The 20855-nt window shown below is 64.3% G+C and carries 21 protein-coding genes; 9 read left to right on the forward strand and 12 right to left on the reverse strand.

The window, feature by feature from the left end; translation table 11 throughout:
* Nucleotides 1-33 precede the first annotated feature (33 nt).
* The 3 genes from hisG to hisS form a co-directional block, all read right to left on the reverse strand.
* A complete protein-coding gene (hisG, locus tag AC56QQ_RS26845) occupies nucleotides 34-732 on the reverse strand; it encodes an ATP phosphoribosyltransferase (protein ID WP_489860014.1) in 699 nt (232 codons plus the stop codon).
* Complete coding sequence (locus AC56QQ_RS26850; RefSeq protein ID WP_497124015.1) at nucleotides 729-1850, reverse strand: ATP phosphoribosyltransferase regulatory subunit; 1122 nt, start codon at nucleotides 1848-1850, stop codon at nucleotides 729-731. The genes hisG and AC56QQ_RS26850 overlap by 4 nt, the downstream gene beginning before the upstream one ends.
* Nucleotides 1851-2025: 175 nt before the next feature.
* Nucleotides 2026-3531 carry a histidine--tRNA ligase gene (gene hisS / locus AC56QQ_RS26855; RefSeq protein ID WP_497124016.1) on the reverse strand — a complete coding sequence of 502 codons (1506 nt, stop codon included), beginning with the start codon at nucleotides 3529-3531 and terminating at the stop codon, nucleotides 2026-2028.
* Nucleotides 3532-3788: 257 nt separating this feature from the next.
* Here hisS and AC56QQ_RS26860 point away from each other — a divergent pair, with 257 nt between their 5' ends.
* Nucleotides 3789-4043, forward strand: a complete 255-nt coding sequence (locus AC56QQ_RS26860) for a hypothetical protein (protein ID WP_497124017.1) — start codon at nucleotides 3789-3791, stop codon at nucleotides 4041-4043.
* Nucleotides 4044-4046: 3 nt separating this feature from the next.
* On the opposite strand, the gene AC56QQ_RS26865 is transcribed toward AC56QQ_RS26860, so the two are convergent.
* Nucleotides 4047-4685, reverse strand: a complete 639-nt coding sequence (locus AC56QQ_RS26865; protein ID WP_497124018.1) for a DNA-3-methyladenine glycosylase I — start codon at nucleotides 4683-4685, stop codon at nucleotides 4047-4049.
* A 215-nt stretch (nucleotides 4686-4900) separates the two neighbouring features.
* Here AC56QQ_RS26865 and AC56QQ_RS26870 point away from each other — a divergent pair, with 215 nt between their 5' ends.
* Both AC56QQ_RS26870 and AC56QQ_RS26875 read left to right on the forward strand, forming a co-directional pair.
* The gene (locus tag AC56QQ_RS26870; protein WP_497124019.1) at nucleotides 4901-5647 is read left to right on the forward strand and encodes a L,D-transpeptidase; all 747 of its coding nucleotides are present in this window, start codon (nucleotides 4901-4903) and stop codon (nucleotides 5645-5647) included.
* Between the two features lie 271 nt (nucleotides 5648-5918).
* Nucleotides 5919-6839 carry a bifunctional 5,10-methylenetetrahydrofolate dehydrogenase/5,10-methenyltetrahydrofolate cyclohydrolase gene (locus AC56QQ_RS26875; RefSeq protein WP_489860008.1) on the forward strand — a complete coding sequence of 307 codons (921 nt, stop codon included), beginning with the start codon at nucleotides 5919-5921 and terminating at the stop codon, nucleotides 6837-6839.
* A gap of 15 nt (nucleotides 6840-6854) precedes the next feature.
* Here the strand turns inward: AC56QQ_RS26875 and glcF are convergent, their stop codons facing one another.
* The 6 genes from glcF to AC56QQ_RS26905 all read right to left on the reverse strand — a co-directional run bounded on the left by glcF (nucleotide 6855) and on the right by AC56QQ_RS26905 (nucleotide 13505).
* Entirely contained in the window at nucleotides 6855-8180 is a 1326-nt protein-coding gene (gene glcF, locus AC56QQ_RS26880) for a glycolate oxidase subunit GlcF (RefSeq protein ID WP_497124020.1), read from the reverse strand.
* A 68-nt stretch (nucleotides 8181-8248) separates the two neighbouring features.
* Nucleotides 8249-8644 (reverse strand): DUF4870 family protein, encoded by a 396-nt coding sequence (locus AC56QQ_RS26885; protein WP_091585976.1) that lies wholly within the window; start codon nucleotides 8642-8644, stop codon nucleotides 8249-8251.
* 11 nt (nucleotides 8645-8655) lie between these two features.
* Nucleotides 8656-9897, reverse strand: coding sequence for an FAD-binding protein (locus tag AC56QQ_RS26890; RefSeq protein ID WP_497124021.1), 1242 nt, complete (start codon nucleotides 9895-9897; stop codon nucleotides 8656-8658).
* A gap of 13 nt (nucleotides 9898-9910) precedes the next feature.
* Nucleotides 9911-10174: a hypothetical protein gene (locus AC56QQ_RS26895; protein WP_497124022.1), complete on the reverse strand. Its 264-nt coding sequence runs from the start codon at nucleotides 10172-10174 to the stop codon at nucleotides 9911-9913.
* A gap of 145 nt (nucleotides 10175-10319) precedes the next feature.
* The gene (locus AC56QQ_RS26900) at nucleotides 10320-11816 is read right to left on the reverse strand and encodes an FAD-linked oxidase C-terminal domain-containing protein (RefSeq protein ID WP_497124023.1); all 1497 of its coding nucleotides are present in this window, start codon (nucleotides 11814-11816) and stop codon (nucleotides 10320-10322) included.
* 366 nt (nucleotides 11817-12182) lie between these two features.
* Nucleotides 12183-13505, reverse strand: coding sequence for a DUF3422 family protein (locus AC56QQ_RS26905; RefSeq protein WP_497124024.1), 1323 nt, complete (start codon nucleotides 13503-13505; stop codon nucleotides 12183-12185).
* A 209-nt stretch (nucleotides 13506-13714) separates the two neighbouring features.
* On the opposite strand from AC56QQ_RS26905, the gene AC56QQ_RS26910 reads away from it, so the two are divergent.
* From AC56QQ_RS26910 to AC56QQ_RS26920, 3 genes are read left to right on the forward strand one after another with little or no spacing between them, the layout of a single operon-like run.
* Nucleotides 13715-14518, forward strand: a complete 804-nt coding sequence (locus tag AC56QQ_RS26910) for an FCD domain-containing protein (protein ID WP_497124025.1) — start codon at nucleotides 13715-13717, stop codon at nucleotides 14516-14518.
* 18 nt (nucleotides 14519-14536) lie between these two features.
* The gene (locus AC56QQ_RS26915; protein ID WP_497124026.1) at nucleotides 14537-15673 is read left to right on the forward strand and encodes an alpha-hydroxy acid oxidase; all 1137 of its coding nucleotides are present in this window, start codon (nucleotides 14537-14539) and stop codon (nucleotides 15671-15673) included.
* A gap of 35 nt (nucleotides 15674-15708) precedes the next feature.
* Nucleotides 15709-16482, forward strand: coding sequence for a metallophosphoesterase (locus tag AC56QQ_RS26920; protein WP_497124027.1), 774 nt, complete (start codon nucleotides 15709-15711; stop codon nucleotides 16480-16482).
* 34 nt (nucleotides 16483-16516) lie between these two features.
* On the opposite strand, the gene AC56QQ_RS26925 is transcribed toward AC56QQ_RS26920, so the two are convergent.
* Both AC56QQ_RS26925 and AC56QQ_RS26930 read right to left on the reverse strand, forming a co-directional pair.
* The gene (locus AC56QQ_RS26925) at nucleotides 16517-16648 is read right to left on the reverse strand and encodes a hypothetical protein (RefSeq protein ID WP_256750304.1); all 132 of its coding nucleotides are present in this window, start codon (nucleotides 16646-16648) and stop codon (nucleotides 16517-16519) included.
* A gap of 293 nt (nucleotides 16649-16941) precedes the next feature.
* Complete coding sequence (locus AC56QQ_RS26930) at nucleotides 16942-17640, reverse strand: type 1 glutamine amidotransferase (protein WP_497129138.1); 699 nt, start codon at nucleotides 17638-17640, stop codon at nucleotides 16942-16944.
* 88 nt (nucleotides 17641-17728) lie between these two features.
* Here AC56QQ_RS26930 and AC56QQ_RS26935 point away from each other — a divergent pair, with 88 nt between their 5' ends.
* From AC56QQ_RS26935 to AC56QQ_RS26945, 3 genes are all read left to right on the forward strand, one after another.
* A complete protein-coding gene (locus tag AC56QQ_RS26935) occupies nucleotides 17729-18391 on the forward strand; it encodes a hypothetical protein (RefSeq protein ID WP_497124028.1) in 663 nt (220 codons plus the stop codon).
* A 31-nt stretch (nucleotides 18392-18422) separates the two neighbouring features.
* Nucleotides 18423-19157: a 16S rRNA (uracil(1498)-N(3))-methyltransferase gene (locus tag AC56QQ_RS26940; RefSeq protein WP_497129140.1), complete on the forward strand. Its 735-nt coding sequence runs from the start codon at nucleotides 18423-18425 to the stop codon at nucleotides 19155-19157.
* A gap of 245 nt (nucleotides 19158-19402) precedes the next feature.
* A complete protein-coding gene (locus AC56QQ_RS26945; RefSeq protein WP_256750255.1) occupies nucleotides 19403-20776 on the forward strand; it encodes a glutamate--cysteine ligase in 1374 nt (457 codons plus the stop codon).
* Nucleotides 20777-20855 lie beyond the last annotated feature (79 nt).

Consider the following 20855-nt stretch of genomic DNA (forward strand, 5'->3'; position numbering starts at 1 on the left):
ATGGTCGTGGAGGCAGGAAGGCCCCCTCCGCCGCTATCCGGCTACCGCAGCCATTTTCTTGGCGATGTCGCGCAACAGAGCCTCGTCGGCCGCCGCACGCGTCTTCTTCGACGCCACCAGGCAAGCCTGCGACTTCAACACCACACCATCGCCCAACACCTTGAGATGATTGGCGCGCAAGGTCGAGCCGGTGGTGGTGATGTCGACGATGACATCGGCGAGCCCGGCTGCCGGTGCCCCTTCGGTGGCGCCGAGGCTTTCGACGATGCGATAGACCTGGATGCCGTGTTTCTGCGAGAAGAATTGCTGGGTCAGCCGCCAGTATTTCGTGGCGATGCGCAGCCGCCGGCCATGGCGCTGGCGGAAATCGGCGGCGACGTCGTCGAGATCGGCCATGGTGTCGACGTCAAGCCAGATGTCAGGCACCGCAACCACGACATCGGCGGTGCCGAAGCCGAGACGGGCGACGATTTCGGCGCGGGTCTCCCAGTCGGCGAGATTTTCACGCACCAGATCCTCGCCGGTGATGCCGAGATCGACCGCCCCCTGGCCGATCTCGCCGGCAATCTCGGAAGCCGACAGGAACGCCACCTCGATGCTTTCCGCGCCCTCGATGCGGGCGCGATACTTGCGCTCGTCGCCGGGCAGGCTGACGGCGAGGCCGGCCTTGGCCAGTACGTCCAGCGCCTGCTCCTTGAGGCGACCTTTCGACGGAATCGCCAGAGTGATCATTGCCTCGTCTCCCGCAGCGCGTCGATGCGGTCGAGCCAGACGGAAAAGCCGACACCGGGGATCGGCGTCTTCGCGCCAAGCAAGGTCAGCAACCGGTCATAGCGGCCGCCGCCGGCCAACGGCCGGTCGCCGCTTTGCGCCGCGATTTCGAAGACCAGGCCGGTGTAGTAATCGAGCGGACGGCCGAAGGCGGCATCGTAGCGGATTTTCTGCGCCGGCAGGCCATGCGCTTCTATCGCCCTGGCGCGGGCCGCGAATTTCTCCAGTGCGGGGGCCAGCGAAAGCCCGGCACCCGTGGCGAAGAAATCCAACGCCTGGGGGGCGGCGTCAAGCGGCACGTCGATCGCCAGAAAACCCTTCAGCGCCGCGAATGCGTCGTCGGACAGCCGCACGCTGCGCAGTTCGGCTTTCTCGATCAACCGCCGCGCGATGTCGGCCGGCGAGCGTCCGGCGGATGCCGACAGGCCCGCCTCTTCCATGCCGCTGGCGATGTGCGTGGAGAGACCATCCAGATCGCCGTCGAGGACAAGGGCGGCGACCGGACCGGCGAGCTGGCCGTTGCGCGGCGGATTGGCGAGATCGGCGAGCGCCGCCTCCAGCATCGGCGCCGAGCCGAAGGCGCGGGCAAGACGCATGCGCCAACCGCGCGGCAGCCCAAGGGCGGCCAGCACGGCCTCGAAAATGGTCTGGTCACCGAGCGTGATCGTCAATGCCTGGCCCGGCAGCACCAGGGCAAGCAGCGCGTGTGCGTCGGCGATGGAGCGAGCATCGGCTTCAGCGGTATCGCGGTCGCCGAGATCCTCGATGCCGGCCTGGAAAAACTCGTTGCCGCCTTCGCGGCGCTGGCGAAACACCTCGCCGAGATAGGAATAGCGGCGCGGCGTGCCGGCCTGCGAACTTATGTGGTCAAGGCAGACCGGAATGGTGAATTCGGGCCGCAGGCACAACGTCTGCCCGGTCTCGCTTTCGGTGAGGAAAATACGGCGGCGCAGATCCTCCCCGGCCATGTCGAGGAACGGGTCCGCCGGCTGCAGCACGGCGACCTCGACCGCATGCGTGTTGCGCGCAGCGAAGAGGTTGGTGATGTCGGCCGATATGGCGGGATAGCGCGAGGTCATCGATCGGACGGGCGCGAGGCACCCCCTCTGGCCTGCCGGCCACCTCCCCCGCAAGGGGGAGATCGGCAGCTTGAGGCTCAGCGCGTCTTCTTCAACGCTGGAGATTGGCGAAAGCCCACGCGACATCCAATCTCCCCCCTTGCGGGGGAGATGGCCGGCAGGCCAGAGGGGGTGTTCAAGCGCCACCTTTCGCGCGATCAGCGGCCTGCGCCGCCAGGATCTTCTTCACCTCGGCGACCAGTTCGCTTTCCGCCACCGTCACCTGCGCCGGGCGCGCGGCGCGCCATTCGGCGTTGCCGGTGATCTCGGCCGACATGCGCGCGCCTTCGATCAGGTCCTTGATCTGCAACTCGCCCTTGGCGCGCTCGTCGCCGCCCTGGATGACAGCGACGGGGCAGCCGCGCCGGTCGGCATATTTGAGCTGCGCCTTCATGCCGGCGCCGCCAAGATACATTTCGGAGCGGATGCCGGCGGCACGCAGCTCCGCCACCATCTTCTGGTAACGGCCGAGGCTGTCGGTGTCCTTGTCCATCACCAGGACGACGACCGGCGCGATCACGTCCGAGGCATCGAGCTTGCCGAGGTTCTTCAGCGCGGTCATCAGCCGGGAAACGCCAATGGAGAAGCCAGTCGCCGGGACGGGTTCGCCACGGAAGCGCGAGACGAGACCATCATAACGGCCACCGCCGCCGACCGAGCCGAAGCGGACGATCTGGCCGTCCTCATTGGGGATTTCAGCCAGCAGCTCGGCCTCGAAGACCGGGCCGGTGTAATATTCGAGGCCGCGCACGACGGAGCGGTCCATGGCAATACGGTCTTCGCCGTAGCCCGCCGCCCTGACCAGGGCTTCGATCGTCGAGAGTTCGCCAACGCCTTCCTGGAAGACCGCGTTCGCAGTGACATTGGAATCCTGGCCGGCCTGTTCATTCCTCGCCGTCGCGAGAAGAACCGCCTCGGCCTGCGTGGCATTCAGCCCGGCGCCCTTGGCGAAGTCGCCTTCGCCTTCCTTGCCGCCATCCCAGCGCCCCGGTCCCAGCAGAAGTCTCACGCCTTCCGGGCCGAGCTTGTCCAGTTTGTCGATTGCCCGCAGCACCGTCAGCCGGCGGCCGGCATTGTCGTCGCCGCCAAGGCCGATCGCTTCGAGAACGCCGTCCAGCACCTTGCGGTTGTTGACGCGGATGACGTAGTCGCCGCGCTTGATGCCGAGCGCTTCCATTACGTCGGCCATCATCATCGCCATCTCCGCATCGGCCGCCACGCCCGGCGTGCCGATCGTGTCGGCATCGAACTGCATGAACTGGCGGAAGCGGCCGGGGCCGGGCTTTTCATTGCGGAACACCCAGCCGGAGCGATAGCTGCGGTAGGGCTTGGGCAGGCGCTCATAGTTCTCGGCGACGAAGCGCGCCGTTGGCGCGGTCAGGTCATAGCGCAGCGACAGCCACTGGTCGTCATCGTCCTGGAACGAGAACACGCCTTCGTTCGGCCGGTCCTGGTCAGGCAGGAATTTGCCCAGCGCGTCGGTATATTCGATCAGCGGCTGGTCGGCCGGTTCGAAACCATAAAGCTCATAGACCGAGCGGATCGTCGCCATCATCTTCTCGACGGCGCGGATGTCCTCGGCACTGCGGTCGGCAAAACCGCGCGGCAGTCGCGCTTTCGTCTTTTCCGATTTGTCGGCCATGAGTTGGGGTCTTTTTGTTGGGTAAATGCGGACTTGTTTCGAGTGGGCGTGTCCTAACCGATGCGGCAGGGAGCGGCAAGGCCGGTGAGGCGTACCATGTCGGCCTTTGGCGACAGGATGGGCGCGAGCATCCACCTTCGCTCCGACCTTATCTGAAACAAAAACGCACCAATAATGAAACAATCCCGCCATGAGCCCGGCATTGTGCCGACACAATCGCCGCCGATAAAGCGCACCGAAGCGAAGGGGTTCGGGACATGACAACGGCTGCAAAATTTCATGCCATCGATGGCAGCGTCGGCGAACTGCCCGCACGCTTGCGCCCCGCCGACAGTCATGCGCCGAAAATGGTCAGCCAGGTCGCGGGTCCGTTCGAGATAACGGCCAACAACGGCAAGGGACCTACGATGCGCGACGCGTTGATGACCGGCCTGCTGGTGATCTATCCGGCGCTTGCCACGGTGGCGGCGATCGTCGCGGGGCTCTTCCTGGCTGGCGCCAACGGTACCTGAGCCCTACTTCGGCCGTTTGAAGGCCTTCCGTTCCTTCTCGACTTGCTTGCGGCAGGCGCAGCCCTCGAGATGATCGTTGACCAGGCCCATCGCCTGCATGAAGGCATAGACCGTGGTCGGGCCGACAAAGCTCCAGCCGCGCTTCTTCAGTTCCTTCGAAATCCGCGCCGAGACCGCCGTGGTCGGGTTGGCGCGCAGATGGGCGAGGTCGACGATCTCGGGACGTTCGTCCTTGCCGGGCTCGAACTTCCAGAACCAGGCGGCCAGCGAGCCGAATTCATCGGCCATCTCGCGGGCGCGCTTGGCGTTGTTGATGGTCGAGACGATCTTGCCGCGGTGGCGGATGATGCCGGCATTGCCGAGTAGGCGTTCGACATCCTTGTCGGTGAAAGCGGCGACCTTGTCGAACTCGAAATTGGCGAAGGCCTGGCGAAAATTCTCCCGCTTGCGCAGGATGGTCAGCCACGACAGGCCCGACTGAAAGCCTTCGAGGCAGATCTTCTCGAACAGCCGGCGGTCATCCGCCACCGGCCGGCCCCATTCATGGTCGTGGTAGTGCAGATAGTCGGGCAGGTTGCCGTGCCAGAAGCAGCGCACGACACCGTCGGGGCCGGCAAGCAGGCCGGTATTTTCTGTTTCCATGGCGACAAATCCGTTCGTTAACGCGCCTTTGCGCTGCATTTACCGCGGCTTTACCAGATTCCTGAACCCGGCGGTAACCACACCAAAAGGTTTACTGACAGTCCTGCATTTTACGCATTCCGATTCATGTTTCGGTTGCTGCTTCCACGCCAATGATCGCCGAACCGGGAGGACGTTTCCACCCGTTTGTGTTCGACGATCAAGGTGCGTTCCAGATGAAGAGAGTTCTGTTTCCCTTGTTCGGCGCCGTGGCTGTGTTTGCCACCGGCGTCACGCCCTCCGCTGCCGGCGACCGCTATGCCGACCGGCCGCCGGTGATGGTGAGCCCCGACCTTTCCGCGCCCTGGGTGCTGCAGCTTGGGCATGCCCCCGGCATCGTCCGGCAGAACCGCCAGTCCGTGCAGCAACAGCCGCGCCTGCGCTATGCGCAACCCGCGCAGCCCGATCGTGTGCAGACGGCGGCCGTGCAGGCGCCGGCCAAGCGCATGGTCATGCGCCCGCAGATCAATCCGATCTACCTGCCGCAGGAAGTCGCCTATGACGGTCCGCAGAAGCCGGGCACGATCGTCATCGATACCACGCAGAATTTCCTGTTCCTGATCGAGAAGAACGGCAAGGCACGGCGTTATGGGGTCGGCACCGGCAAACCGGGCTTTGAATGGTCGGGTACCCACAAGATCACCAACAAGCGCGTCTGGCCGGACTGGCGCCCGCCGGCGGAGATGATCAAGCGCGAGGCCGCCAAGGGCCGCTACCTGCCGACCTATCTTGCCGGCGGCATGGAGAACCCGCTCGGCGCACGCGCGCTTTATCTCGGTACCACGGAATACCGCATCCATGGCACCAACCAGCCGTGGACGATCGGGGGCGCGGTGTCGTCGGGTTGCATCCGAATGCGCAACGAGGACGTCGTCGACCTCTATGAACGGGTCAATGTCGGAACCACCGTCGAGGTGATATAGTTCCTGACGCGAATCACTTGGCCGGCAAAGCAACCAGCTTTTCCAGGCCAGTCCAGAGATAACGGGGGACGGGCCGTATGGGGATGCGGTCAGTCAGGAAGGGCAGCACGGGAAACCGCGCTGCCCTTTCCGTTTTCGAGCAAGACGCGGCCTGGCATCGGCCTAAACCTCGACCGCACGTCGCGCAACGGGCATAGCGGTTCGCTTTCGTGCTGCCCTTCACTGCATTCTTTTGCTATCTCGGCGCAAGTTCCATCGAGAGAGTTCATCCATGCCCTTGTCCGATGACAGCCGCTATCTCAGAGGCGGCCCGGTCGCCCAGCGCATCATTGCAGCCGTGCGCGAGGATGCGGCGATTGCCAAGGCCGAAGGCTTTCCGCCCAAGCTGATCTCGATCACCGTCGGCGACACCGATGCTGTGGACGTCTATGTGCGCAACCAGCGCGCCAAGGCCGAGCTCGCCGGCATCGATTTCGAGGAGCGGCGCTTTCCCGCCATCATCACGTCAGGCGAATTGGAAGCGGCGATCCACGGCCTGAATGCCGATCCGCGCGTCACCGGCATCATCATCCAGCGGCCAGTGCCGGCGCATATCCCGATCAGGACTCTGCAGGCGGCCGTGCACCCGCTCAAGGATGTCGAAGGCATGCATCCGGCTTCGATCGGCAACATCGTCTACAACCAGCTCGACCTCGCGCCATGCACGGCGGCCGCCTCGGTCGAACTGCTGAAGGAAACCGGCCTCGACCTCAAGGGGCTGGAAGTGGTCATCGTCGGCCATTCGGAAATCGTCGGCAAGCCGATCGCCTTCCTGTTGATGAGCGAAGGCGCGACAGTGACGGTCTGCCATCACATGACGCGATCGGTCGCCGCCCACGCGCGTCGCGCCGATGCGCTGTTCGTCGCGGTCGGCAGACCGCGGCTGATCAAGGCCGATATGGTGAAACCCGGTGCGGCCGTCATCGACATCGGCATCAATTCCGAGATCGGGCCTGATGGGGCGAGCCGCATCGTCGGCGACGTCGACACTGAAAGCGTGCGCGAGGTTGCCTCGTGGATCACGCCGGTACCGGGCGGTGTCGGCCCGATCACCGTCGCGATCCTGCTGCGCAACACGATGGTGGCGCTCAGCCGGCAGCGAGCCCTCTACGAGGCCACCTACGGCACAGCCGACAGGCTCGCGGCGGAGTAAGCGCCGCGACAGGCCCTACTCCGCGGCGACCAGGCTCTCGTCCACAACGCCTTCCGGCTTCGGCCCGCCATAGGCCCAGTCGAGCAGCTTTACCGTGTGCACCACCGGCATCCTGGCGGCGGAAGCGATCTGCGTGATGCAGCCGATATTGCCGGTGGCGGCGATTGCAGCGCCCGTTGCCTCGATATTTCGGACCTTGCGATCACGCAGCTTGGCTGAAATCTCGGATTGCAGGATGTTGTAAGTGCCGGCCGAACCGCAGCACAGATGGCCCTCGCGCGGCTCTCGCACGACGAAACCGGCTTTGGCCAGCAACTCCTTCGGCTGGCGAGTGATCTTCTGGCCGTGCTGCATCGAGCAGGCCGAGTGATAGGCGACCACCGTGCCCGGCTTGCGCACGGGTTCGGGCAGGTCGAGAGTTGCCAGATATTCGGTGATGTCCTTGGCCAGGGCCGAAACGCGCGCGGCCTTGTCAGCATAGGCCGGATCGAGGCGCAGCATGAAGCCATAGTCCTTGATCGTCGTGCCGCAGCCCGAGGCGGTTATGACGATGGCATCGAGCCCGCCTTGTTCGACGGCGCGCGTCCAGGCGTCGACATTTTGCCTGGCCGAAGCAAGGGCGGCCTCTTCGCGACCCATGTGGTGGACCAGCGCGCCGCAGCAGCCCTCGCCCGGCGGCACCACGACCTCGACGCCGAGCCGTGTCAGCAGCGAAATCGTCGTCTCGTTGATGGCGGGATCAAGCACCGATTGCGCACAGCCGGTGAGGATGGCGACGCGACCCTTCCTGGTCCCCTGCCCGGCATGGATACCCGGCGAGGCCATCGGCGAAGCGGCCGGGATCGATGCCGGCGCGAGCTTCAGCATTGCGCCGAGCGGCTTCAGCGCCGGGATCTTTTCGAACAGGCCAATGAACGGCTTGCCCAGCTTCGCCAGCCTGAGCGCGGCACGAAAGCGCCGGGGATAGGGCAGGACAAAGGCGAGCATGGCGCGGGTCAGGCGGTCAAGCAGCGGCCGCTCGTAGGTCTCCTGGATATGGGCGCGGGCATGGTCGACCAGATGCATGTAGTTGACGCCCGACGGGCAGGTGGTCATGCAGGCAAGGCACGACAGGCAGCGGTCGATATGGGTGACGATCTCCTTATCGGCCGGACGGCCGTTTTCCAGCATATCCTTGATCAGGTAGATGCGACCGCGCGGTGAATCGAGCTCGTTGCCGAGCGTCACATAGGTCGGGCAGGTGGCAGTGCAGAAGCCGCAGTGCACGCATTTGCGCAGGATCTTTTCCGATTCCGCGACGTGCGGATCGGCAAGCTGGGCAGGCGAAAAATTGGTCTGCACGAGAAAATTCCTTACTGTCCGAGCATGATCTTTTCCGAAAGCCGGTCCCCATTTTTCGGGATCATGCCCTAAAGTCCGAGGAACCAGCTTTCCGGGTTCTTGACCGGCTCGCCGCGCTGCAGCGCCTGAAGGCCGAGGATGCAGCGGGCGATGAACCAGACGGCGACGGCGAACATCAGAAGGAAGCCGATCACCACGAAGATCAGCACCGCCGAGATCAGCGCATAGAGCAGGCCTATCCAGAAGGTGCGGATGAGGAATGTGTAGTGGCTTTCGACGAAGCCGCCGGCCTTGCCACGGTTGACATAGGCCAGCACGATGCCGACAAGGCCGCTGATGCCGATGACGAGGCCGGCGAGATAGAGGATGTAGATGACCAGCGCATTGGTCGGCCCCGGTTCCAGCCAGCGGTCGGTCTGGCGCGGTGCGGGCTTGTCGTTCTGGCCGGAATTGATGTCGCTCATAGTGTCGCTCCCTAGGTTGCGATGCCGAGAGTAGCAGAGCCTGCGCCCGGCGCCATGCGGCCGGGGTTGAGAATGGCCTTGGGATCGAACTCGGCCTTGAGCCTGGCCGACAACGCAGCCAGTTGCGGCGCCTGCGGCTCGAACACCGGCACGGCGGCGCGATGGGCGGGTGCGGCACGCACCAGCGTCGCATGGCCGCCGCCATGTTTCCGCAACAGCCCGCGCAGCAGTGCGGCTTCCGGATCACCCTCTTCCATACGCAGCCACACCAACCCGCCTTGCCAGTCGTAGAAGGCGCTGACGGCAGCCTGCATGCGCAGGGTCAACACCATCTGGTGGCCCTGGGACGGCGTCATCGACACGCGCCAGACCGGCTTCTCGCTGCCGTCGGCGAAAGGCCTGATATCGCGCACATCGCGCCAGATCAGCCGTGAGGCTTCGCCGGAAATCTCCTGCAGTGGACCGGCATTGGCGAACAGCGTTTTCAGCGCGGCGATACGGTAGGCGACCGAGGGGCCAAAGCCTTCGACGCGCAGCAGCGTGGCCGCGTCGCTGCCGAGCGTGCCGCTGGCGACACGCGCGGCGATGCGCTCCGGCAGATGGGCGGCACTCGACACTTCCGCGCTGGAGCCGAGCGCCAGCGCCATGGCAGTGGCAGCCGCATCGTCGAGCAGGCCACGGATGGCGAGCGTGACTTCGGTCTCGGCGGCGGGCAACACCTTGAAGGTGACGTCGGTGAACACGGCCAGCGTGCCCCAGCTGTTGGCCATCAGCTTCGACATGTCATAGCCGGTGACGTTCTTGACCACGCGGCCGCCGGACTTGAAAGCCTCGCCGCGTCCGGACACCACATTGATGCCGAGGATATGGTCGCGCGCAGCACCCGCCTTCAGCCGGCGCGGGCCGGAAAGGTTCGCGGCGAGCACGCCGCCGATCGTGCCCTTCCCCGGTTCGCCGCTGAGCAATAGACCGTAGTCCATTGGCTCGAAGGCCAATTGCTGACCGTTTTCCGCCAGCAGCTTTTCGATCTCGGCCAGTGGTGTGCCGGCCTTCGCCGACAGCACCAGTTCTTCGGGTTCATAGAGTGTGACGCCGGTGAGTTTCGACAGGTCGAGCGTGTGTTCGGTCTGCAACGGCCGACCGATGCCGCGCTTGGAGCCGTGGCCCAGGATTTCCAGCGGCGATTCTTCCGCCACGGCCCATTGGACTGTGGAGAGGGTTTCGGTCGATGTGGACGGGGTGAAGGTGGTCATGGTCGGCTTGCAATCATCTTAGAACCGCATGAGCCAACGCGGCGAAGAACCAAATCTTGTCCTTGTCAGGAGGCTCGTAATTTTGAAGTTTGAGCCGACCCTCTTGCGTGATGTTCAGTAAGTTCCGGCCATGATTGAGGCCGTCGCGCTCACGTTTTAAGTGAAGATATCCTCGTCCGACGAGCCAACGCATATCCTCGGTATAAGGTGGCCAATACCGGCGACCGACCCAAAGGCCATCCTTGTAGAAATCCTCAATGGCCCAGAGCAAAGCCATGCGCCGACGCATGCCAGGTGGGGAAACAAGGGGAAATGCCGGCCGATTCCGCAGCCGCTCGATCTCTATCCGCCTTTCCGCGACCCGTTGCTTCCACGGCACAGGGCGATTTATCCACCTTGCTGGTCCCGCTAGCCGACCCATCTCAAAACCTCGGAATATCCGGGTACGCCATCTGCCCCCGGTGCACGTGCATCCGCCCGAGTTCGGCGCAGCGGCGAAGCTGCGGGAACACCTTGCCCGGGTTGAGCAGATGGTTCGGATCGAAGGCGCATTTGACACGCATCTGCTGGTCGAGGTCGATCTGGTTGAACATCTCCGGCATCAGGTCGCGCTTCTCGACGCCCACCCCGTGTTCGCCGGTGAGCACGCCGCCGACCTTGACGCAGAGGCGCAGAATATCGGCGCCGAAGCTTTCGGCCTTGTCGAGTTCGCCCGGCACATTGGCATCGTAGAGGATCAGCGGATGCAGATTGCCGTCGCCGGCGTGAAAGACATTGGCGACGCCGAGGCCATATTTCTCCGACAGTTCTCGCATGCCGGCGAGCACGCGCGGCAGCTCCTTGCGTGGGATGGTGCCGTCCATGCAGTAATAGTCGGGCGAGATGCGGCCAACCGCGGGGAAAGCCGCCTTGCGACCGGCCCAGAAACTCAGCCGCTCCTGCTCGGACTGCGAGATGCGGCAGGTGGTCGAGCCGTTGCGGATGGCGATCGCCTCGATCGCGGTGATGAGATGATCGACCTCGACGCCCGGCCCGTCGAGCTCGACGATCAGCAGCGCCTCGACATCGAGCGGATAGCCGGCATGGACGAAATCCTCGGCCGCGTGGATCGCCGGCCGGTCCATCATTTCCATGCCGCCCGGAATGATGCCGGCGCCGATGATGTCGGCGACGCACTGGCCGCCCTGCTCGCTGGTCGGAAAGCCGATCAGCAGGGCACGTGCCGTCTCCGGCTTCTTGAGGATGCGCACGGTGACCTCGGTGACGACGCCGAGCAGGCCTTCGGAACCGGTCATGACGCCGAGCAGGTCGTAGCCCTCGGCGTCGAGGTGACTGCCGCCGAGCCGCACCACCTCGCCGTTCATCAGCACCATCTCGATGCCGAGCACGTTGTTGGCGGTGAGGCCATATTTCAGGCAGTGCACGCCGCCGGAATTTTCCGCGACGTTGCCGCCGATCGAGCAGGCGATCTGGGAGGATGGATCGGGGGCGTAATAAAAGCCCTCCTGCTCGACGGCGGTGGTGATGCCGAGATTGGTTACGCCCGGCTGGGCAATGACGATGCGGTTGGGGAAATCGATCTCGAGGATACGATTGAAGCGGCTCATGACCAGCAGCACCGCGTCCTCGAGCGGCAACGCGCCACCCGACAGCGAGGTGCCGGAGCCGCGCGGCACGACACGGATGTTGCGGTCGTTGCAGTATTTCAGCACACGGGAAACCTGCGCCACCGTTTCGGGCAAGACCACGACCAGCGGCAATTGCCGGTAGGCGGTGAGCCCGTCGCTCTCGAAGGCACGCATTTGATTGGTCGCGTCGACGACGCCCTCACCCGGAACGATGATGCGCATGTCGGCGACGATCTCGTCGCGCCGGCGCATTGTGGAGTCGTCTGGTTTCGGCATGGCCAGGCCGGACATCAGCAGCCTCGTTTCGAACAACTGGTCAAAATCTTTTACCAGTGAAGCGCGTTCGTTGCAAATCCTGCTTTGGTGGAGACTCCAACGTCATGGCCGGGACAAGCTTCCGCAGCGTCAATCTGCCGCTATTCACCCTCCGCCTTGTGGGGGTGAGCCGCCGGTTCGCGCAGCGGATTCATCGTGCCGGCGGCACGATGAAAGGTCGGTGAATGCCGGGACGCTGCGTAGCAGCGGGGACCCGGCAGAGCAGATGTCATCGCCGGCCCTTCGCAGGCTCAGGGCGTTCGAAGCTCGGAAAGCCAAGCAATTGGCTTTTCGTCCGCTACGCGGACCGCTTCCCACCCCCACAGGGGGTAAAAGCGGTGGCTATTCGCCCGCCAGTTTGCCGGGCTCGGAATGCATCCGGCGTACGCGGCGCACGCCCCACCAGACCAGCAGGATGGCGATCGGCACCGAAGCGGCGGTGACGACCTCGGGCGCGAAGGCGTGCCCGAAGATCGAGGCGCCCTTGGCGACATAGCCGATGAGGCCAACCACATAATAGGAGACGGCGGCGACCGAGAGGCCTTCGACGGTTTGCTGCAGGCGCAGTTGCAGGCGCGCGCGGTTGTTCATCGAGGCGAGCAGGTCGCGGTTCTGCTTCTCGACCTCGACATCGACCCAGGTGCGCAGCAGCGTGGTGGCGCGGGTCAGCTTGCGCGACAGGTTGGCCTGCCGCTCCTCGACCGATCGGCAGGTGCGCATCGCTGGTGCTACGCGGCGCTGCAGGAACCCACCCCAGGTGTCGTAGCCGGGCACGGCTTCTTCCTCGAGCGCCTCCAGCCGCTCGCCGACGATGCCGTCATAGGCGCGGCTGGCGCCGAAACGGTAGAGGCTCGACGCCGCGTCGGCTTCCAGCTCCGCCGCAAGCTCGGTGAGATCGGCCAGCAAGGTCTGGCTGTCGCGGGTTTCGGCGACCTTCATCTCAAGCGTGGTCTGGGCCAGCCTGTCCTCGATGCGGCGGGCACGGCCGGACAAGGTCAGCGCCAGCGGCAGGCCGAGCATGGCCAGCGTGCGGTAGGTCTCGATGTCGATCAGCCGCTGCGACAGTGCCCCGGTGCGCGCCGGCGTCAGGCCGCGATCAAGCACCAGCATGCGCGTCATGCCGTCGCCATCCTGGCGAAAGTCGGTGACGATGGCGGCGTTGCCGCGCTCGACCAGCGAATAGCACAGGCTGGTCGGATCGAAGCCGGCGATCAGCCGCTCACTCGCCTGCGTCCATTTGCGGATTTCGAGCCTGATGCCCGAGATGACGGTTCCCGGCGGGGAAAACCCGTTGCCGAACGGCGAGTCCTCCTGCATCCGGCCGCTTTCGGAGAGCGGCCCTTCCCAAAGATAGGTCGAGAACTCCGTATGCCGCTCCCAGCGCAGCGAACCCTTGCCCCACTTCATGGCGTGGTGGCGGGCCTGGCGGTCGGGCGCGGCGATGCCGAGGCGTCGCGACAGTTCGGAAAGCACCGCGTGATCGACGCCGGAGCCGCCCTCGGTCATGAAGGCGAGTTGCACGAGGACGCGCGGCTTTTCGATCAGCGGATGCGGCCGGGCATGGACCTCGCCGAGCGCCCCGGGCCGTCCCTCATGCGCGGGAAAACCCATGACGCTGCCCTTGGCGCGCGGCTGGAACTCGAGATTGGACGGGTCGTCTGACACGGCTTGTCCCCCGGGTTTCTGTGAACCCTCTTGCAATCGCGTCCCTCTAGAGCCAATCACCAGATGACGCAAACAGCAAAGTTTAGCCGAAGATGATATGGCGCCGGGCGGCAAAACCAACCCGCTACGACCAATTGGATAAATAATTTGACCAGTTGACGACGCAGGCTTTATCCTGCGCGACACCGGTTCACCTTCCAGGCACCCTGTTGAGCGACATTTTTTCCAGGATCGAGCATTCGCGCACCGCCGACGAGGTGGTGCAGCAGATCGAGAGCCTCATCCTCGAAGGCGTCCTGCGCACCGGCGACCGGTTGCCGGGCGAACGCGAGCTTGCGCGCCAGTTCGACGTTTCGCGGCCAATCCTGCGCGATGCGCTAAAGGCGCTCGAAGGGCGCGGCCTTTTGACGACCAAGGCGGGCGGCGGCACGCATGTCGCCGACATCATCGGCCAGCTGTTCAGCAAACCGGTGGCGGACCTGATCTCGACGCACCGCAAGGCGGTGACCGACTATCTGGAATACCGCCGCGAGATCGAGGGCATCGCGGCCGAATACGCGGCGCGGCGCGCCACCCCGGACGATCTGGCGTTGCTCGACCGCATCATGGCGCGCATGGACGAGGCGCACCGAACCGGCGATTTCAACGACGAAGCCGAAATCGACGTCGAGTTCCATCACGCGATCTGCGAATGCGCGCACAATATCCTGCTCCTGCACACGCTGCGCTCCTGCTATCGGCTGCTGTCGGAAGGCGTGTTCCAGAACCGGCTCCTGGTGTTCACCGTGCCCGGCGCCCGCGAGGCGCTGCTTGCCCAGCACCGGGCGATCCATGCGGCGGTCAAGGCCGGCGACCCGGCTGCCGCCCGGCAAGCGGCGATGGACCACATGATCTATGTCGAGCGGTCGATGGCCGAGGCCGAGCGCAGCGGCGACTGGCAGCGTGTGTCACGGCTCAGGCTGAAGCAGCGCGTCGACGCCACCGATACCGAACCTGCACGCAAGCGCTCCTAATATCGAAACGGAAAACCCATGAGCCAAATCCTGACCATCGCCGACCTCAAGGACCTCGCGCGCCGCCGGGTGCCGAAGATGTTCTTCGACTATGCCGATTCAGGCGCGTGGACCGAGAGCACCTATCGAGCCAACGAGGAGGACTTCCAGAAGATCAAGTTCCGCCAGCGCGTCCTGGTCGACATGGACAAGCGTTCGCTGGCTTCGACGATGATCGGCGAGAAGGTTTCGATGCCGGTGGCTTTGGCGCCAACCGGCATGACCGGCATGCAGCATGCCGATGGCGAGATGCTGGCGGCGCAGGCGGCGCAGGAATTCGGCGTGCCGTTCACGCTGTCGACGATGAGCATCTGCTCGATCGAGGATGTTGCCTCCGTGACCACCAAGCCGTTCTGGTTCCAGCTCTACGTGCTGCGCGACAAGGATTTCGTGTTCAACCTGATCGACAGGGCGAAGGCGGCGAAATGCTCGGCGCTGGTGCTGACGCTCGACCTGCAGATTCTCGGCCAACGCCACAAGGACATCCGCAACGGGCTTTCGGCGCCACCCAGGCTGACATTGAAGAACATCGTTGACATGGCCATCCGCCCGCGCTGGTGCGCAGCCATGGCCGGCACGAAGCGGCGGACCTTCCGCAACATCGTCGGCCACGCCAAGGGCGTCGGCGACATGGCCTCGCTGGCATCGTGGACGTCGGAGCAGTTCGATCCGCATCTGTCGTGGAACGATGTCGCCTGGATCAAGGAGCGCTGGGGCGGCAAGCTGATCCTGAAAGGCATACTCGACAAGGAGGATGCGCTGATGGCGGTGAAGACCGGCGCCGATGCGATCATCGTTTCCAACCATGGCGGGCGCCAGCTAGACGGCGCGTCGTCGTCGATCATGGCGCTGGAAGAGATCGCCGATGCGGTCGGCGACACCATCGAAGTGCATATGGATGGCGGCATCCGCTCCGGCCAGGATGTGCTGAAGGCGCTCTGCCTTGGCGCCAAGGGCACCTATATCGGCCGGCCATTTCTTTACGGCCTGGGCGCGCTTGGCAAGGAAGGGGTTACCAAGGCGTTGGAAATCATCCGCAAGGAGATGGACATCACGCTGGCACTGTGCGGAAAACGTCTGGTCACCGACATGGGCAAGGACCAGCTCCGGCGCTAAGTCCGTGACGGCCTGACCACGGAGACAACGAGACGTTGGCAGAACCCGGCATTCATTTTCTCGACGCGCGTGGGCCGGACGGCGTGCGTCTTTATGCGATTGGCGACGTGCATGGCCGGCTCGACCTGCTGGCCGCCATGCATCAACGCATCAAGGCCGAAATCGAGCAGGATAGGCCTGCCGACTGGCGCGTCATTCATCTTGGCGACTATGTCGACCGCGGACCAGACTCGAAGGGCGTGATCGACTTCCTGGTCGAAGCGCAAGAGCGCGATCCGCGCCATTTGATGCTAGCCGGCAACCACGACATCGGTTTTCTCGATTTTCTCAAAACCCCCGAGCCGGAAGGCCTCTTCATCCGCTTTGGCGGCATCCAGACGGCGCAGTCCTATGGCGTGGCGATTGTCGAGGGCACCAGCGCGTGGTTCGGCAAGGCCGAGGCAGCCATGCGCAAGGGACATCAAGCTCTGGTCGAGGCCGTGCCGCAAAGCCATATCGACTTCCTCCGGTCGCTGCCGTTCTCAGTGACTTTCGGCGACTTCTTCTTCTGCCATGCCGGCATCCGGCCAGGCGTCCCCCTCGAGAACCAAAACCCGCAGGATCTGGTCTGGATCCGCGACGTCTTCCACAGCCATTCCGGCCTCTATCCGAAAATCGTGGTGCATGGCCACACGCCGGTACCGGAGGCCGAGGTGATGGCCAACCGCGTCAATGTCGACACGCTTGCCTGGCAGTCAGGCATGCTGAGCGCGCTCGTCGTCGACGGCGCGGACAAACGCATCCTGGAAATGGCGATAAAGGAAGCATGAGCGACCGCGTCGAGGACGCGAAGACGCTCCAGCTTTAGCGCAGTGAGGCGGTGACGCCGTAACCGTCGACGGCGTTGTGGTTGCTGGCTGCGTCGGCGGCATAGATACCCAGACCGCAAAGCACAATGGCGGACAGCATGGCAAAGGACAGAAGCGCTGCTTTCACGGAAGTCATCTCTTGTTGAGCTTTCTGCATCTGTGCACGAGGCGGTTACCAATGCGTTGAAACGGAGAATTCGCTTCAAAGTTTCGACGATTTCGCGCTTCTAGGTGTGTTCTGTATCGGCGGTGTGTCGCATGGGTCACACAAAAGGTTCATCGGGGTTGCACTGCCGATGCAGAGCGCGCGCCTTCTAGGATGGCGGGCGGACACAAGCCAAGGATGAAAAGCGTTTTCCCCAGGCGGATTCACCGCTGCGTGCCAATTATGTCACGCGGCAGGTGCAGAGGGGCGACCGCTCAGATCGTCGCCACCCAGGCGCGGGCAATGGCGAGGCCGGCTGCGTCCGCTTCAGGCCCGTTGCGGGCCATTTCGCCATCGAGCTTGCCGGCCCAGTCGGGGTAGCGCGCGGCGATGGTCGGCGCGAAGGATGAACTCCAGTCCTGCACCATCGGCCGATCGGCCTCGAAATGGAACTGGAAGCCGTAGACGGCGCAGCCGACGCGAAACGCCTGGTTCTCGGCGACATCATTGCCGGCAAGTCGCACGGCGTTCTCCGGCAGCACGAAGGTGTCGTCGTGCCACTGGAAGATCGGGAATTCCTCCGGCAGCTCAGCCAGCACCGGATCGGCCTTGGCATCCGGCGTCAGCGCCACACCGCGCCAGCCGAATTCATTGGCGCCGCCGATGCGGTTTTCGCCGCCGAAGGCGCGGGCAACGAGCTGGCTGCCGAGGCAGATGCCGAGCACGGCGCGATCCTTGTTGGCGAAATCGCGGGTCAGCTCGAGCAGCGCCGGGAAATAGGGGTATTCCTCGTCGGCCAATGCATTCTGGCCGCCGCCGAGCACCACCAAGGCATCATGTTCGGCCGCGTCATCCGGCAGGGGATCGCCTCTGTAAGGGAGGCGCAGATCAAGGTCGGCGCCGGCTTCCGCAAGAGCGGCGCCGAGCTGACCGAGGCCGGTATTGTCGTAATTCTGGACCACCAGCACCCGCATCGCAAAACCCTGCTGACATGAAAACGATGCGGCGAGCGATATCATGCCGCCAGCCTTGCAGCCAAGATGCGCATTTGGGGAGAAAGCTATGCCACTGCAGAACCGGGTCGACCCGTTCGGCGCCGTGCACGCCGTGCCCGATCGCGGCCTGTTCATGGGTAACCGCGGCATCATCCATGATCCCGATACCAAGACGCTGATGAAAAAGCGCTGGGCGCTTCACGCCTGGATCATCTGCGTTTGCCGATTCCGCGATGTGCGGCGCGAGCCGATGGGCCGCAACCGGAAGAGCAACGACCATTTGGGTGCCAAGGCTGGCTGGACGGAACTGTTCTTCCTCGACGAGGTGACGGCGCTGGCTGCCGGGCATCGCCCCTGCTTCTACTGCCGGCGCGAACGGGCCAAGGATTTTGTCCAGCGTTTCGGCGAAGCCTTCGGCATTGCCGAGCCGCGCGCGCCGCAGCTCGACAAGCGGCTGCACAAGGAGCGGCGGGCGGCGGGCGGCAGATTGCCGATGGTGGCCATCGAAGAGCTTACGGGCCTGCCGGACGGCGCGATGATCGCGGATGGCGTTGACGTTCATGCCCTGCGCGGCGGCAAGGCCCTTTGCTGGTCGTTTGCCGGATATGGTCCCCCCGCTGATCTCGGCCTGCTCCAAGGCAGGACGCTTTCGCTGCTGACGCCGGCCACGACGCTCGCCGTCCTGCGGCATGGCTTTCGGCCCGTGTGGCATCCGTCCGCCGAGGCTTGACGCCGGCAGCCCGCTCGCCCATTCCTCGGCGATGCGCGCCAATTACAAGATGCAACGCCTGTTCGTGCCCGACGATCTCGGACCAGATGTCGAGTTCGATGCCGGGCAGCAGCAAAGCCACTACCTTATGCATGTGCTGCGGCTCATCGAGGGCGCCGAAATCCTTGTGTTCAATGGTCGTGACGGCGAGTGGTCGGCGGCCATATCAGCGAAAACAAAAAGGGCGGTGCGCCTGAAGGTGCTGGCCCTGCAACGACCGCAGCCTCCGCTGCCCGATCTCATCTATTGTTTCGCGCCGCTGAAGCAGGGCCGGCTCGACTATCTCGTGCAGAAGGCGGTCGAGATGGGCGCCGGCATCCTGCAGCCGGTCGTCACCCAGCACACGCAAGTGGCGAAGCCTTCCATCGATCGCCTGCGCGCCAATGTCGTCGAAGCCGCCGAGCAATGCGGCATCCTGGCGGTTCCGGACGTGCGCGGCGCGGAAAAATTCGACCGCCTGCTGACCGGCTGGGACAGAGAGCGGCGGCTGATCTTCTGCGACGAGGACGCCGCGACCAACAATCCGCTGCCCGCCTTGCAGGCGGTGAAGGAGAAGAAGCTTGGCCTGCTGGTCGGACCCGAGGGCGGCTTCTCCGACGATGAGCGCAAAATGCTGCGCGCCCTGCCCTTCGTGACAGCCATTCCGCTCGGACCACGCATCCTGCGCGCCGATACGGCGGCTGTGGCCGCACTGGCTGTGATTCAGGCAACGATCGGAGACTGGTGAGACTTCATCTCTTGCAAGGGACAGAGCGGGCCGTGGCGTTCAATTCCTGTTGACCTGTGGCTCAGGATTTTTCGCTTGATCGTCTGCTGACATTTCGTCCATCTAGCGCCGGCGGTCGTCCGGCCGCCCTGCAGCACCGCGCCACCTTTCGGACGCGCAAGGAACGCTGTAGCACTTTGATTGGGCACATGATCCCTTCCGAAATCGAAAGCCGATTTTCGGGGTCATGTGCGGAGGGCTTGATCATGGCGCGCGACACAACCGATTTCCGGCCCATCGAAGGCATCGACGAACTCGTCGAGCACCTGGCCGAAGGCAACAAGCCGCGCGACAAGTGGCGCATCGGCACCGAGCACGAGAAATTCCCGTTCTATGTCGACGGCAACGCACCTGTGCCCTATGGCGGCGAGCGCGGCATCCGCGCCATTCTCGAGGGCATGCAGGAAAAGCTCGGCTGGGATCCCATCATCGATGACGGCCGCATCATCGGCCTGGTCGAGCCCACCGGCCAGGGTGCGATTTCGCTGGAGCCCGGCGGCCAGTTCGAATTGTCCGGCGCGCCGCTGGAGACGATCCACCAGACCTGTCGCGAGGGCAATGCCCATCTGGCGCAAGTGCGCGAGATCGCCGAACCGATGGGCATCCGCTTTCTTGGCCTTGGCGGCAGCCCGAAATGGTCGCTGGCCGAGACCCCGAAAATGCCGAAGTCGCGCTACGAGATCATGACGCGCTACATGCCCAAGGTCGGCAGCAAGGGCCTGGACATGATGTACCGCACCTGCACGATCCAGGTGAATCTCGACTTCGAGAGCGAGGCCGACATGCGGCGCAAAATGCAGGTTTCGCTGAAGCTGCAGCCGCTGTCGACGGCACTGTTCGCCAATTCGCCTTTCACCGAAAGCCACCCGAACGGATTGCAAAGCTGGCGCGGTGACATCTGGCGCGACACCGACAACCAGCGCTCGGGCCTGCTCGAGTTCTGCTTCTCGCCCGATTTCGGCTTCGCCGACTATGTCGAATGGGCGCTCGACGTGCCGATGTATTTCGTCATTCGCGACGGCCATTATCACGACATGACACACGTCACCTTCCGTCAGTTCATGGCCGGTGCCGCGCGCAACGAAGTGCCGGACGGGCTGCCGACGATGGGTGACTGGGCGAACCATCTGTCGACGCTGTTTCCGGACGTGCGGCTGAAGCGCTTCCTCGAAATGCGTGGCGCCGATGGCGGGCCGTGGCGGCGCATCTGCGCGCTGCCGGCCTTCTGGGTCGGGCTGCTCTATGACGAAGCAGCGCTCGACGCTGCCGAGGCGTTGACCTCGAGCTGGGCCTACGACGAGGTGCTGGCAATGCGCAATGCAGTGCCGGAACAGGGCATTTCCGCGCCTTTCCGCAACACCACGCTGCGCGAGATCGCGCGTGACGTGCTGGTCATCTCGCGCATGGGCCTGAAGAACCGGGGCAAGAAGAACCGCGACGGCTACGACGAAACCTCGTTCCTCAACACTTTGGACGAAGTGGTCGCGCGCGGCACCACCAGCGCCGAGGAACTGCTCTCCGCCTATCACACGCGCTGGGGCGGCTCGATCGAGCCGGTGTTCATGGAATACGCCTATTGACCCTGCGCTTTAAGGAGCGGCAAAAGTCGCTTCAATCGGGCATTGAAACGAATTAGGCTCTCCGCCGAGGATTTCCCGG

This window comes from Mesorhizobium sp. RCAM 05099 (assembly GCF_059683685.1).